At 62.2% G+C, this 14223-nt stretch carries 11 protein-coding genes and 1 pseudogene; 11 read left to right on the top strand and 1 reads right to left on the bottom strand.

The window, feature by feature from the left end; all coding sequences use genetic code 11:
* Positions 1 to 36 precede the first annotated feature (36 nt).
* From L286_RS40450 to L286_RS0124880, 5 genes are all read left to right on the top strand, one after another.
* Positions 37 to 2580 (top strand): TonB-dependent receptor, encoded by a 2544-nt coding sequence (locus L286_RS40450; protein WP_235181747.1) that lies wholly within the window; start codon positions 37 to 39, stop codon positions 2578 to 2580.
* A gap of 176 nt (positions 2581 to 2756) precedes the next feature.
* Positions 2757 to 3527 (top strand): LuxR family transcriptional regulator, encoded by a 771-nt coding sequence (locus tag L286_RS0124885; protein ID WP_268745328.1) that lies wholly within the window; start codon positions 2757 to 2759, stop codon positions 3525 to 3527.
* A 71-nt stretch (positions 3528 to 3598) separates the two neighbouring features.
* A complete protein-coding gene (locus L286_RS40445; protein ID WP_020817635.1) occupies positions 3599 to 4204 on the top strand; it encodes an acyl-homoserine-lactone synthase in 606 nt (201 codons plus the stop codon).
* Positions 4201 to 5067, top strand: a complete 867-nt coding sequence (locus L286_RS40440; protein ID WP_020817636.1) for a phytanoyl-CoA dioxygenase family protein — start codon at positions 4201 to 4203, stop codon at positions 5065 to 5067. The genes L286_RS40445 and L286_RS40440 overlap by 4 nt, the downstream gene beginning before the upstream one ends.
* Positions 5068 to 5091: 24 nt before the next feature.
* Positions 5092 to 5895: a DNA -binding domain-containing protein gene (locus L286_RS0124880; protein ID WP_020817637.1), complete on the top strand. Its 804-nt coding sequence runs from the start codon at positions 5092 to 5094 to the stop codon at positions 5893 to 5895.
* Positions 5896 to 5914: 19 nt separating this feature from the next.
* Here L286_RS0124880 and L286_RS40435 read toward each other — a convergent pair whose 3' ends face one another.
* The gene (locus L286_RS40435) at positions 5915 to 6121 is read right to left on the bottom strand and encodes a helix-turn-helix domain-containing protein (RefSeq protein WP_025161197.1); all 207 of its coding nucleotides are present in this window, start codon (positions 6119 to 6121) and stop codon (positions 5915 to 5917) included.
* Between the two features lie 100 nt (positions 6122 to 6221).
* Here L286_RS40435 and L286_RS40430 point away from each other — a divergent pair, with 100 nt between their 5' ends.
* The 6 genes and pseudogenes from L286_RS40430 (at position 6222) to L286_RS40405 (ending at position 14167) form a co-directional block, all read left to right on the top strand.
* Complete coding sequence (locus L286_RS40430) at positions 6222 to 6494, top strand: hypothetical protein (RefSeq protein WP_020817639.1); 273 nt, start codon at positions 6222 to 6224, stop codon at positions 6492 to 6494.
* A 381-nt stretch (positions 6495 to 6875) separates the two neighbouring features.
* Positions 6876 to 7654: pseudogene (locus tag L286_RS40425) on the top strand (ArdC family protein); the annotation flags it as partial.
* Positions 7655 to 7822: 168 nt separating this feature from the next.
* Positions 7823 to 9214 (top strand): tyrosine-type recombinase/integrase, encoded by a 1392-nt coding sequence (locus L286_RS40420; protein WP_013039032.1) that lies wholly within the window; start codon positions 7823 to 7825, stop codon positions 9212 to 9214.
* Entirely contained in the window at positions 9211 to 10998 is a 1788-nt protein-coding gene (locus L286_RS40415; RefSeq protein ID WP_013039033.1) for a hypothetical protein, read from the top strand. Before L286_RS40420 ends, L286_RS40415 begins: the two co-directional genes overlap by 4 nt.
* The gene (locus tag L286_RS40410; protein WP_013039034.1) at positions 10995 to 13220 is read left to right on the top strand and encodes an integrase; all 2226 of its coding nucleotides are present in this window, start codon (positions 10995 to 10997) and stop codon (positions 13218 to 13220) included. Before L286_RS40415 ends, L286_RS40410 begins: the two co-directional genes overlap by 4 nt.
* A 44-nt stretch (positions 13221 to 13264) precedes the next feature.
* Positions 13265 to 14167, top strand: coding sequence for an ArdC family protein (locus L286_RS40405; RefSeq protein WP_013039035.1), 903 nt, complete (start codon positions 13265 to 13267; stop codon positions 14165 to 14167).
* The last annotated feature ends 56 nt before the right edge of the window (positions 14168 to 14223 follow it).

Here is a 14223-nt window from a genome sequence, read left to right as displayed (position 1 = left end):
CGACCCGCCGACGGTGACTGTCTTCAGGGAGCGGATATGACAAGAGAAACAAACAGGCGCACGCGGCTGCTGGTGATCGGAACATCGGCACTGGCGCTATCGATTTCGCCCGCTTGGGCACAAAGTTCGTCCAAAAGCAGCGCACCCGGCGCGGACCAGCAAGCAACCGATGACGCGAGCACCCCGCGTGCAGATGAAATCGTAGTGACCGGCACGTCGTCTCGGCAGACGAAATTCGATGCTCCCTATTCCGTTTCGACGGTTGATCAGCAACGCATCGAGGACACGGCGCCGCATAGCGTCGCCGATTTGCTCGGAAGCATTCCCGGTATTACCATAGAGGCGTCGGGTGGCGAAGGTGGTGGCGAAAATATCGTCATTCGCGGCCTGCCATGGAGCGGATGGCGCCTGATCGACCTCAACCAAGACGGCATGCCGCTGTTTGAGTCGAACTTCGAACGGTACTTCAATATTGACGAGATTTATCGCGTCGATCTCGACACCAAACGCGCGGAAATCGTGCGAGGCGGAACGGCACCAGTTTACTCGAACAATGCCTCCGGCGGGCTGGTGAACTTCATCACAGGGCATGGATCCAAGAACTTCGAGGGTGCTGTTCGACTCGAAACCGGAACAGGCAATCGCATTCGAGGCGATGTCGCGGTCTCTGGCCCACTGTCCGATCGGCTCAGTGCTACGATTAGCGGCTTTTACCGTCGAGACGACGGTCTACGCGACACGGGTTTCAAGAACGCCGACCTCGGCGGCCAGATCAAGGCCGGGATCAACTACGAACTCGATCGAGGAAGGATCTGGGCTGACATCAAGTATCTAAACGACCGAAGCGCTTTCTACACGGCGGTGCCGATCACGAGTCCGCTGAATGGAGAATCGCTGGAACGGCTCATAGATCCTCGCGACGGGACTCTAACATCGAATGCGTTCAGGCGGGTCACCCTCCGTACCATCGGCGCCAATGGTCAAGCGACGACCGTCAATCGGGATTTGCAGGATGGCATCCATCCCAAAACATTCACCGCAACACTTGGCGGTGATTACGATCTAGGCGGTGGTTTCCACCTATATAACACATATCGCCACACCGATGGCACGGTGCTTTTGAACGGTTTGTACAACGGTGCGCCAACTGGCGCTGCAGCCTACCTTGCTACTCGGCTGGGCGCGGCACAGAGTGCCTTCGGCAACACCGTTAGCTCGCTGCGCTACGTGATAGCAGGTACGAATACGGTGTATGATCCGTCGACCACGGCAAATCTGGTTATGCCGAACACTTGGGCAAGCGTGAATACCAAGTTTCGTTTCGACGCAAACGACTTCCACATCACCAAGGCGTTGGAGACGGGTCTCGGGAAGCACACTCTGACGGCGGGCGTGTATTACAGCAGCTATCGTCTCGATCAGACCCAGCTGTTGAACGCCATCTTGACCAACGTTCAAACCCGGCCCTTAGCGCTGGATGTGCAGGCATTAAATTCAAGCGGTCAGGTCGTCGGAAGTGTCACGGAGAACGGCTTCATCGCGTACGGTAATGGTAGCCAGAACGGCCGCGTTCGCGGACACTCGTTTGCCTTTTACGTCGCCGATACGTGGCAAATTACAAGCGCATGGTCGATCGACGCTGGCGTCCGTAGGGTGACACGCGACCAGAGCGGTGTGCAAGGCGTACTTGGAACTGCTGTAGCGAATCCCAATGGCCCGATCCCGGCCCGTACCGTGACGGGTGTCGTGCGCGAAGTCGCCCGCGCCGAGAAGCCATCGGGCACAAGCTGGACAGTTGGGACCGGCTACGTCTTTTCACCTCGGGCCAACGTGTTCGCGAGGTACACGAGTACCTTCAGCTATCCGCGCTTTGACAATATCCTGGGCGGGTCGGTTTTGCCCAATTCGACCACTCCAATTCCGGTATCGGATATCAAGCAGGCCGAAGCCGGGGTGAAATATGCCTTTCCGGGCTTACGCTTGGCGGCAACAGCTTTCTGGTCAAAGTTCAATGTGCTGAATGGCGGCACGCAGATCGCGGACGCAAATGGACTGATCACCAACTCGAACATCATTTTCGATACGCGAACCTACGGCTTGGAGCTGGAGGCCGTGGCGACCCCCTTCGATGGTGTCGAAATCGTCGCAAATGGTCAGATCCAAAGGCCAATTTATACTCGCGTCGAAACATTGACAGGACTTGATGCTAGCAGCACGAAGGGAGGCGATGTTGCCCGCGTGCCAAGGTTCCAACTCAGCGTCGAGCCGGCTTACAGCTTCGAGGTCGGCTCAATGAAAGCTCGCGTGTTCTCCACGTTCTTTACGATCGGTCGTCGTTTTCAAGACGCCTCTAACCTTAGTCGTCTGCCGGCCTACTCATCTTTCGATCTGGGCGCATCTATCGCTACCGCAAATGGCTTCGAACTACGTGGCTTGATTAGCAATGTCGGCAATGTCGTAGGCTTGACTGAAGGAAACGCTCGGTCAGCCGCAGTATTGGCCGGCTCCGTCGCTGATGCATCGGTAGGACGTTCGATTTTCGGTCGGAACTTTACGCTCTCACTTACAAAGCGCTGGTAGCTGTTGGGGATTGGAAGAAGTGCGGCGGCCCGGGTCTGTGGTCGTCGCACTTCAGACTAAGACTCTCGCCATTTCTTTAGAATTAAGAGGATATCACTCCCCCTTCATCGGTTGAAGGAGACTTAGCAACGCCGCTTCACGTCTCGGAAGAACCTCGGTTCCTGCTAAGCGACCGCGTGCGGTGGCGGCGCGTCACATGCCTGTCGCTGACAGATGCCGTTGTTCGCGCGCTCAAATCGGCAGCCTCCCTAGACGAACTCGCGACGATGATGGAGGTCATCGCTCGCGAAATGGGCTTTCGTCATTTCGCGCTAGCACACCATGACAATAGGGTAGAGAGCGAGGCTGGCCGCGTTAGGCTGATGGATTATCCCGCCGCGGTCACCGATCGCCTGGTCGAACAAGGTCTATTTCGTCGCGATCCAGTGGTGCGCGCATGTCTGCACGCCGTCACCGCATTTCTCTGGTCAGACCTTCCCGACATGTTGACGCTCGATCGCGGGGACCGCGAGAGCCTAGCTTTCGGCGCTCGGGAGGGATTGAACGAGGGGATCACCGTTCCGTTTGTGCATCTCGGGGATGCCATAGGATCCTGCACATTTGCAGGTACGAACCGGCCTGACCGCTCCGGCATCTATCTTGGCGCCGCTCAAATGATCGGCGTCTTCGCCTTTCAGGCCGCGCGGCGGCTGGTCGGCGCTGCGACACCGATTCCGCGTTCACCGCGACTGCACCCGCGCCCACGTGATTGCGTCGTTCTCGCCGGCCGCGGCCTTTCCAACAAGGAAATCGCCAGGGCACTGGCGCTCACGCCTCGCACCGTCGACGGCTATCTGACTGCGGCACGCCGGCTGTTCGGCCTGCATGATCGCACCGAGCTGGTCATCACCGCCGTGCTGGCGGGCGAGGTCGGCCTCGACGAACTCCGGCGCCGTCAACCCGAGTAATCACTCGGTCTATATCGTCCGCTGCCCCGCTGCTTCCCTCGTGCGCACAACACGAACGGGAGCACCCCCACATGATCCGTATCATCGACCACCATCTGGCACCGGAAAATCGGCGGCTGCTGCAATCCATGTTCGCCGACCGCAAGCGCCTCTTCGTCGACCTGTTCGGCTGGGACGTGCCGGTGATCGACGGCGCCTATGAGATCGACCAGTTCGATACCGCCCACACCATCTATGCGATCGCGGTCGATGATACCGGCGAACACGAGGCCTCGCTCCGGCTGTTCCCCAGCGAGATGCCGCACATGCTCGATACGCTGTTTCCGCATCTCTGCCCCTTCGGTGTGCCTGTCGGCGCGACGACATGGGAAACGACGCGGCTCTGCCTGCCGCAGCGGCATGGGTCCGCCCGGCGTCGTGAGCTGCGCAATGCGCTCTTCTCCGCCGTGATTGACTTCGCCATCGATCGCGGGATCGACCGCCTGACCGGCGTGATCCCCGAACCGTTCCGCAAGGAGTTGCTGGCCATGGGCTGGCAGGCCGAGCCGCTCGGCCCCGCCATCCGCATCACCGGCGGCGAGATCGGCGCGTTCCTGGTGCGTGTTGGCGCCGACACACCCGACCGATTGCGATGGACGGGCGTTTATACGCCGGCCACCCAGCAGGTGGTGGCATGACCGCGGCGATCGAACGGCCCGGCGCCGCGCTCGCTCGCGACGGCTGGTGCGTCCTCGGCCGAGCCCTCGCTCCCGCGATCATCGCTGGCATCGAGGCCGATCTCGAACCGCGCTTCGCGCAGACGCCGCTGTGCGAAGGCGTCTTTTACGGGGCGAACACACGCCGCTTTGGCTCGCTCCTGTCGCGGTCGGCGGGCGTCCAACATCTCGTCATGCATCCGCTGGTCCTGGGGATCGTCGAGCAGATGCTGCTACCGTGGTGCGAACGGATCGCGCTCAACCTTACGCAGGCCATCGAGATCCATCCCGGCGCGCTTCCCCAGCTTCCCCACCGCGATCAGGATATGTGGGGCGGTCCCAAGGGCGGCATGGAGTATCTGGTCAACGTCATGTGGCCGCTGACGCCGTTCCGGCCCGAGAACGGCGGCACGCGCCTATGGACCGGCAGCCATCTCGATCAGGATGTTCAGCTCCTGCCCGAAGAGGATGCGGTCTCTCCGCTGGTTTTGCCGGGTGACGCCCTTATCTTTCTGGGATCGACGCTGCACGGCGGCGGCGGGAATGTGAGCCCGTCGCCGCGTCGCGGCATCGTGATCAGCTATTGCCTCGGTTGGCTCAAGCCATTCGAGCTGCAATGGCTGGTCTATCCGCCCCAGGTCGCCAAGCATTTCTCGCCGGAGCTGGCCGCTTTGGTGGGTTACGTTCAGCACCGCCCCAACCTCGGAAATGTCGAAGGCCAATGTCCGTCGATCCTGCTCGGCGACACGGTGCCGGACTTCCTGCCGGCGATCGACGCCCTCCGACCCGACCAGACCGAGGCGGCCGATCTATTCGTGCGCTCTCAGCTCGGCGAACTGGGCTGAGGGCAACTGAGCCGGGGAACCCCGATGCCGGATGTCCGGCATCGGGGCTCCCGCGAAGGGTTCGATTACGCCTATCTTGATCGTGCCGACTCCGCCGACCTGGCGTGGGAATGGCTTCGCCGCGATGCTGGCTACCGCCAGCTCGTTCCTTCATCACCGCGCGGCGGTCCGTTCGGTTGCCAACTGTTCCCGCTTGCGACGACGGACGTGCAACGGCGCTGGGGATGCCTCAATGTGGCTACGGCCGATCGCGACATCGATGCCAACCATTTGCTGTGGTCTGCAGCGGTGGATCCTTCGGTGCTAGCCGTGGCAGCACTTCCCGCCACCACACCCGCCGGGACAACCCTCGACCTGGCTGACTGGGGCGACCGCCTGACGATCGTCCAAGGTTCGTTCGCCGAGCATGTCCTCCTTCGGCCGGGCCGGGGTCAATTGCGGTTCGACGTGTGCAGTGGGACGATATTGCAGGGACCGGTGCGGCTCTTCGTCGATGCGACCATCGACGATACCGCAGCCATGTCGGCGGCTCGTCTCACTTGCTTTCGGAAAGCACTGTCGCATGATCCCGCAGACCGCACCCCACCAAGGCGCAGTCGCGCGCATTTTCGTCAGGTCGCGGCGCTGCGTACTTTCGACGCCCTGATCGATGGGGCCAGCATCCGGGATGTCGCGATCACCCTGTTCGGCGAGTCTCGCGTCCGGGCGGAATGGCTCGATCCCAGCGAGGCGATGAAATCGGCATGTCGGCGACTGATTGCATTGGCCCGGCGTATGAGTGATGGCGGATACAAATTACTTCTCGATCGGGCCTGCGATCGATCCTGAACGCTGGGGAAAGACCGGATCAGCTCTCGATCAGCTTTGTCGGGTGGACTTTGAGCGCTGTCGCCAGTTTGCCCAATGTCGTGACGGTCGCCGACACTCTGGCTCGCTCGATCGATCCGATATAGCGACTGCTGAGCCCCGTCAGTTCGGCCACATCTTCTTGCGTCAAATCGCGGTCGTGCCGAAGCCGCCGCAGATTCGTGGCAAGAACATGCTTTAGATCCATGAAAAAACGGATCACGGAGCAGGAACGAAAGTTCTAGGAACGATAGTTCCTATTCGTTAGAGTGGCTCCGGATTGGCGTCATTTGGGGGCAAAGGACGAGATGGCTGTGGTGGACGAACTCGCGCCGGCGGGCGAGGCCGTGGTCGATTACGATCAGCGCAATCTCGCGCTGTATGCGGCCCTGATCGATGCGCACGATGCAGGCATCGACTGGCGGATCGCTGCCGCAGACCTGATGGGTCTCGATCCGTCGAATCCCGAGGCGGAAAATTGTTGGCGCTCGCATCTGGAGCGGGCGCAGTGGATCGTAGGCGACGGCATGGCGGCCGCATTGGTCGCGTTTGGTAAGCGGAAGCTGCCCGAGAACCATTAGGGCATGTGCCTTGCGCCGATGGCTCGATCGCGCTCTACGCCGCCCGCCGCTGCGCCGGCGTGCGTCCCCGAGCCCCGTGCCGGGTCTCGGCCATCCGGTAACGATCGCTGGCTTGGGGCCGGGCTGCGCCCGACCTGACGGTCGCCGCGCGTGACCGCGCGGCGGCGTTGGTTTGTAGCCTCTCCCGTTGCGGCGGGAGTGGGCGGCGCTCCCGGCTAGGCCCGTCGCGGCCGACGCCAACCCCTTCGGGGTGCTCCACTATCGTTCCGCCCTGGCGGTGTCGTCGCCCGCTCGAGCCGGGCCTCTTGGTCGCGTCTCGCCGCCCACCCCCGCCTTCGCGGGGAGGCTTTGTGCCTTTTTGGGGTGGCATGGAGACGAGCCGTGCCGAAACATCCCAGCCGTAGCGCCCGCCGCAAGGGTAGCGAAGAGAAGCCGCAGGATCGCGCTAACCTTTATGACGAGGTGACCGCCCGGATCATCACCGAACTGGTGGCGGGCCGCCTGCCTTGGGTTCAGCCGTGGGGCCGCGTCGACACCACCGGCCCCGGCCTGCCGCGCAATGCCCTGACAGGGCGCAACTACTCCGGTGTAAATGTCCTGATCCTATGGGGCGCGGTCATCGAACAGGGTTTCCCGACACAATCGTGGCTTACCTTCCGGCAGGCGCAGGAGGCGGGCGGTTGCGTGATGAAGGGCGAGCACGGCGTGACTGTCGTCTATGCCGACCGCTTCACCCCGAAACCGAGAAGGAACGCGCCCGCCGCGACGGTGACGAGGCGCGCGCCGTGCCGTTCCTCAAACGCTTTACCGTCTTCAATGTCGCGCAGTGCGAAGGGCTGCGCGCTGGCCTCGCGAGCGATCCCGCGCCGCTGCCCGACCGCGAGATCGTGCCGGTCGCCGAGGATGTCATTGCCGCGTCGGGCGTGGATTTCCGCATCGGCGGCGACCGTGCCTTCTACGCGCCGGACCCCGACTTCGTGCAGGTGCCGCCGCAGCCCGCCTTCTTCGAGCAGATCAATTATTATCGGACCTGTCTTCACGAGCTGACCCACGCCACCGGCCACCCCAAGCGGCTGGGCCGTGACCTCAAGAACGCCTTCGGCAGCAAGGATTATGCGCGGGAGGAACTGGTCGCCTTATCTGGACAGTCTGCACCGTGCCTGACGCACCATTGAACGGTATGCTTTGGCGCGACGCAGGGGGGCATCAGGCCGGATGAAGCGCTATCCATAAGCTGGCGTAATCCGGCCTGATGACCACCGTCCCGCAGGCGCGCAACGTGTGCGATCTGGAGTCGGGAGGGGGTCCGGGGGAGGGACTGACAAGCTGTGGATAATTCAGGTGCGTCGATCGTCATTCAGGAGCGCCGGACGGCGGATGGCCTGGACTCCTACATCCCGGTAATTCTGCGTGATGGTGCGATCTATGATCTCCACCTTGAGCGCTACTTCCTCGATTTGCCGCTGAACGGTTCGCGTTCGCGACACTCGTTGCGCGCCCATGGTTATGATGTTCTGGTCTGGGTTCGCTTTCTCGCTTCGGCCCGCGGCAAGTCTGTCTGGCAAGCCGATGCCGATGATGTCGGTGCCTATCATCGTGCCCGGCGGCGCAGCGATGCTGAGTTCCGGATTTCTGCATCGACGTGGAACCGGGCGATTGCCTCGCTCGACAAGCTTTATCGATGGGCCGAACGGGAGGGGCTGATCGAGCGTACACCTTTTACGCATCGTCAGGTCTGGCGACGATCGCACGATGGGCGCCGTGCGGCGGTCACGGGCCGCAATAACGCCTATGAGCGCGCAGCCCGTCGTTCCGACGTCCGTTTCATCGATCTCACCGATTACCGCGCCTTCCGGGAAGTTGGTTTGCGCGGCCTGACCGTTGAAGGGACCGAGCGTCCTGGAGCGCGTGACCGCAATGGCGCGCGCAACGCGCTGTTCGCCGATCTGCTGGTCACCACCGGCCTGCGCCTGGAAGAGGCATCCCACTTGCTCGCAGCTGAGATTCCGGTTTGCGACGCCCGCTCGGAACGTCAGCGGCGGGTCGAGCTTCCGGCGGCACTCACCAAGGGTGACAGGGGGCGAAGCATGCTGCTGCCGCGCCGCTTGTTGCCGGTGTTTGACGCCTACATCGCCGTTGAGCGAGCCGCAGCCGTCGCCAAGTTCGCACAGCGCCGTGGCTGGGAAGCCATCGACCGCCCGATCTTCATCCACAGCCCCTCATTCGGGCAGCGTGCATTGCATCTCGTTGGCGGTGGCACGATGGACATAGAGGTCGTCACACCGGATGAACGCGCAAGGCTTGTTATTTGCGCTGACGATGGAACGCCGCGCGAAGCCGCGGTCCTCTGGCTGACCGAGGTGGGCCATCCTGTGTTGCCCAACTCGTGGGAAGCGATCTTCGCACGGGCGAGCCGCCGCTGCACGGACGCCGGCATCCCGGTCCGGCTTAGCCCCCATCAACTCCGGCATTCCTTTGCAGTCCACATGCTTGCCATGCTGATCCAGCGCCGCCTCGCCGACGCAGCGGCACCAGTGGGCGCCATGGAAGGTTATCGCCAGCTGGTCGGCGATCCGCTTCAACAGGTCCAGCGATTGCTTGGCCATTCGAGCCTCGCGACGACCTCTATTTATCTCGATCACCTCGCCACGCGTGCCGATACCGTTGATGCGGCAGTCGAAGAACTGCTGGCACTCGTACCAGGCTATCTTCGATCATGACCGCTGCTCCACGCAAAGGACGCAAGGTCAGCTTCGCGGCAGATACGGCTGCGCCCCAAGCCGATCCATGGTCGCAGATCAGCACGCTGCGCTTCATGATTCATCCCTTATATGGCGGCGAGCTGCTCGTCGATTTCACGGGCTTGCGGCCACGCGGCCTGGCGCTCGCATTTGCCCGGAGCCTGTTCATGCTGGCTGCTCCGCGCGGCCCCATCATGGTACGTTCGTCGCTCAAGACATACGCCAACCAGCTGCCAAGCTTCTTTTCCTACCTGGCCGGGACAGGCGACGGGATCAACGGCCCTGCTGACCTTCGTGCCCATCACATTGATGGATTTGAGACATGGCTCAGCGCGCAGGGCAAGTCTTGCGTGCATGGACCAACCTATGTCGCCAAGGTCGTTTCCGTCCTTCGTCGCATCGCGGACGACAGCCCCGAGCTTGTCGATTGCGGCTTGCGGGAACGACTGCGCTACGTCAGCTCACACGCACACGTTCGTTCCCGTCCACGCGATGCCTACAGTCCGTATGTAGCCCGCCAGCTGCGCGATGCGGCACGCGCGGATATCGCTGCGATCGAGGCGCGCTTGCGGTCGGGGCCGCAGTTCGATGAGGTGCCGCAGATCGATGGCGCATATTGCAAAGCCCATGCTGCCATCGAGACATACGGTGTTCTGGGCTACCGTGATCCCACGTTTCAGAGCCTGTACAAGCTGCGCAAAAAGCGCGATCTCACCAGTGACAGGCTTAACCTGAGCCTCCACGCAGCCCACTATCTTACTGCCGACGATATCGTCCCGCTTCTTGTTCTGCTCTTAATCGAGACAGGGCTTGAGCTGGAGTGCTGCAAGTCGCTCACCCTCGATTGTCTGCGCAATGCCGCAGGGGGTACCGTCGATATCGCCTACACCAAGCTGCGGGCACACGGTGCCGAGCACAAGACAATCCGGGTGCGTGATCGCGGCTCATCCACCGCTGGCGGTCTGATCCGACGCATCATCGCCCTATCGTCCAAGGCCAGGGTCCATAACTCCAGCGATAACCTTTGGGTCTATTTTCAGCCGGGCGAGATCACCGCAGGTATTCGTCAACTGCGCTTGAAGGTCAGTGCCTGGACGCAGCGCCATTGTATTACCGATGATCAGGGTAAACCGCTCCACCTGTGTCTTTCGTATCTGCGCAAGACGCACAAGGCCTTGTGGTATCTCAAGACCGAAGGCCACATGGCCCGCTTCGCCGTAGGTCATACCGTCGATATCGCGGCACGGCACTACGCCGATATTCCCTCCCTCAGACCGCTGCACGAGCAAACCGTGGCAGATGCCCTCGAAGAGGTGCTCGCTGGTCCAATGATCCTGCCTCCTCAAGACGAGGACCGGCTGCGCGGCGAGTTGGCAAGCCCTGATCCCGATGATGGGGGCATTTCAACCGCACTGCTCAATGGCGAACAAGACGTCTGGCTTGCAAGCTGTGGCAACTTCTATTCCAGTCCCTTCGCATCCGCCGGCACGCCATGCCCTACACCGTTCTGGGCCTGCCTCGATTGCCGCAACGCGGTCATTACCGCGCGCAAGCTGCCTGCCATTCTCACCTTTCTCTCCTTCGTCGACGCTCAGCGGATCGGCCTGAGTGCTGCTGATTGGACCGCCAAGTTTGGTCATGCCCATGATCGCATCGTTCAGCAGATTCTGCCTGCCTTCGCCGAAGACGTCGTGACAAGGGCCCGTGCGCAAGTCGCGAACGACCCTCCCACGGTCTATCTGCCGCCAGAGGCACGGGCATGACCGTTGTCCAGCTTCTGGCGGAGAGCGACGATGAGCGCGATGCCCTCCCTGTGCTTATGTCCGCGCCTTTGCGCCCCGGCTGCGATCGCGCGCATATTTCACGATACGGCGATCCAGTGTGGGATCTGGCTCCCGGCGTATTTCGCGACAACGCGCGGCGCTGCCATGTCACGGTACATTTCGGCGGTATCAAAGACCCATCCATTGCTGATGCCCTGCGCCAGATTCTCCATGCGCGGCTCAATGTCGATCTCCCCGGTCACCGTTCGCGGCTTGAGCCGGCCGGGGTGCGCGGCGAGGCCAACCGGACCTTGCGCTTTTTCGACTTCGTCAAGGCTCAGCTGGGGCGTTTCGATCTCGCCCGGGTCGATCAGGCTCTGGTCGATCGCTACGCCGGAGCCTTGCGCCTAGCCGGGCTGCGCCCAGTTGCAGCGGCAGCGCTGCTGCGGATCGTCTTTGACCTGCACGAGTTGCAGCATCATCTGCCGACTGCGCGCCTGTCCTTCGAACCGTGGCCGGGACGAAGTCCGTTTTCCGTGGCGGGCGCAAAGCATATTGCAGGGGAGAACCGGACGCCGCGCATTCCTGAAGCGATCATGACGCCGCTGCTCTCCTGGTCGTTGCGCTACGTGACCTGCTACGCAGGCGATATCCTTGCCGCACGGGCAGAACTCGATTGCCTTGAAGCAACGCGCAACCGTCTGATTGCCGCTGAGGAAGGTCTGGATCCCGCTGTTCGTCGGTTACGGCAACGCCAACGCCTCCTCGACTATGTTGCATCCTTGCGGCAGCATGGGCGCGGCATTCCGATCTGGACCACGGCACATAACGGCGCAACGCGAACAGATCCGCAAACCGGCGCCGTCACGCCGCCGATCAACTACCACCTGATCCACCTCCATGCCGGTATCAACGCGCAGGCCGAACCTGCCATGCACCTTGGCCTGGCCACGGGTGCACCAGACCTCATCGCCGCTGCCATCGCAGAACTCGGCACCGAGATTGGCGGCATGGATACGCCCAATTCTGCCGATCCCGATACGGGCATGCCTTGGCGCACCCGCTTCGATGCCAAGGTTTTGCCCCTCGAGGAAGTCATGCTGCAGTCCGCAGCCTATATCGTATGTGCCTTTCTCTCAGGCATGCGGGACAGCGAGATCCAAGCCATGAGGCGGGGATGCCTGTCTATTACCAAAGCCGAAGACGGTACGATCTTGCGGCATCGTATCAAGTCCACTGCTTACAAGGGCAAGCGCGGCGGCGGCGAGGAGACCGAGTGGGTTACCATCGCGCCGGTCGCTGAAGCCATCGATGTCCTCGAACGCCTTTCCGCGCGGGCGGGACAAGCGCGCGGAACAACGACCCTGTGGCCAGTCCTCACGCTTCGGGCCAATACCAAGACGCACGTCTCTGCAGAGATAGTCCGGCAACTCAACCGGTTCCGCGATCACCTCAATGACCACTTCGGATCCGCGCAGGCACCCGTCATTCCTGCCGGACCCGACGGCCGACCATGGCGTCTGACAACGCGTCAGTTTCGCCGCACAATCGCCTGGCACATCGCCAACCGGCCCTTCGGAACAATTGCCGGCATGATCCAGTACAAGCATGCGAGCGTTGCGGCTTTCGAAGGCTATGCTGGCAGCAGCCGGTCCGGATTTCGGGGAGAGATCGAAGCCCAGCGTGCGCTTGGCCAGATTGACGATATCCTTGTCTACTTCGACGAGCGGCAAAGTGGCGCACGCCTTGGCGGACCTGCCGCGAACAGGGTCGGAGTTGTGCTTGATACTGCCGCCCACGAGTTGGCGCCGCTACCTGCCATGATTGCCGACCGTCCACGTCTGCGCACCATGCTGGGCAGTCTCGCGCGGACATTGCATGTCGGCCCGCTGGCCGATTGCTTCTTTGATCCGGCAACCGCCCTGTGCCTGAACCGGAGTTCGGAGCCAGGCGCAAGCGGGCCAATGATCTCCATGTGCGAACCGGTCCGCTGCCCCAATGCCTGCATCGCCGAACGGCATCGCCCGGCATGGCAGCGCGGTGCTGATGAGGCACGGTTGTTGTTGCGCGAGAAGCGGCTTCCAGAGCCGCAGCGGGTGACGCTTCAGGCCGAGGTGGCCAGAATCCAGCGTGTTCTTGAACAGATCGCACCGGGTACCGCCACACCGCATAACGGTATGGCGGGAGAGGAAGAGGAGGCGGGTTTGCGGGTGACGGATTGAAGGAGCGGAAGACAGTTTCCCTCCGCCCGTCGTGGAGACCTGCCATGTCCCGATCCTACCCTGCGACGCCGCGAGCCGACGTTTATTCGCGCATCACCACCGAGATTGTATCTGCCATCGAAGCCGGGGCCGGCGATTGGCGCATGCCCTGGCACCATGATGGCGCTGCCACCACCAGGCCGCAGAACGTCACCTCTCGCCGCCGCTATCGCGGCGTCAACGTGCTCGCGCTCTGGATCGCAGCCGAAGCGGCTGCCTATTCCAGCGGTCTTTGGGGGACCTATCGCCAGTGGGCATCGCTTGGCGCACAGGTCCGCAAAGGTGAACGCGGAACGACGGTTGTGTTCTGGAAACAGGCCGCATCGCGCGCCGATGATGATCATGACGATGGCGAAGCCGGACCCGGCCGCATGTTCGCGCGGGCCTTCACCGTGTTCAACCTCGCCCAGGTCGAGGGCTATGAACCCCCACCTGTCGCAGTTCTACCCGAGGGCGAGCGGTTCGGGCACGCCGAAGCTTTCGTCGCGGCCCTCAAGATCCCGATCACCGAGGGCGCCTACGATGCGCACTACCGGATCGACCTCGATCACATCTTCATGCCGACCTTTGCCTCGTTTCGGGATGCATCAGCACAGATGGGCACGCTTTTGCATGAGGCGGCCCACGCCACAGGGGCAAAGCACCGGCTCGACCGCAACTTTGCCGAACGTTTCAAGCGCGACAGCTTGGCGATCGAGGAAATTTGCGCTGAACTGACCGCATCGTTCGTACTCGCCGACCTCAGGATCGCTCACCATCCGCGGGCCGATCATGCCGCCTACGTAGCATCGTGGTTGCGCGCACTCAAAGACGACCCTCGCGCCATCTTCACCGCCGCCAGCAAGGCGCAGGCGGCCGCCGATTGGATGCACGCCCAGCAGCCCCAGCCTGAGGAGATCGCCGCATGATAAGCGCCCCGAAAATTTGCGGTAGAAGTCACATTAGGGCTGGACTGTCAGGATAT

The organism is Sphingobium sp. HDIP04, from assembly GCF_000445085.1.
Classification (GTDB): domain Bacteria; phylum Pseudomonadota; class Alphaproteobacteria; order Sphingomonadales; family Sphingomonadaceae; genus Sphingobium; species Sphingobium indicum.
The sequence above is the reverse complement of the archived record's forward strand: the minus strand, read 5'-3'. Positions and strand labels throughout refer to the sequence as shown.

Coding starts and splice junctions, on each gene's coding strand:
- L286_RS40450 (WP_235181747.1), top strand. CDS start 37: ATGACAAGAGAAACAAACAGGCGCACGCGGCTGCTGGTGATCGGAACA.
- L286_RS40445 (WP_020817635.1), top strand. CDS start 3,599: ATGATCCGTATCATCGACCACCATCTGGCACCGGAAAATCGGCGGCTG.
- L286_RS40440 (WP_020817636.1), top strand. CDS start 4,201: ATGACCGCGGCGATCGAACGGCCCGGCGCCGCGCTCGCTCGCGACGGC.
- L286_RS0124880 (WP_020817637.1), top strand. CDS start 5,092: ATGCCGGATGTCCGGCATCGGGGCTCCCGCGAAGGGTTCGATTACGCC.
- L286_RS40435 (WP_025161197.1), bottom strand. CDS start 6,121: ATGGATCTAAAGCATGTTCTTGCCACGAATCTGCGGCGGCTTCGGCAC.
- L286_RS40430 (WP_020817639.1), top strand. CDS start 6,222: ATGGCTGTGGTGGACGAACTCGCGCCGGCGGGCGAGGCCGTGGTCGAT.
- L286_RS40415 (WP_013039033.1), top strand. CDS start 9,211: ATGACCGCTGCTCCACGCAAAGGACGCAAGGTCAGCTTCGCGGCAGAT.
- L286_RS40410 (WP_013039034.1), top strand. CDS start 10,995: ATGACCGTTGTCCAGCTTCTGGCGGAGAGCGACGATGAGCGCGATGCC.
- L286_RS40405 (WP_013039035.1), top strand. CDS start 13,265: ATGTCCCGATCCTACCCTGCGACGCCGCGAGCCGACGTTTATTCGCGC.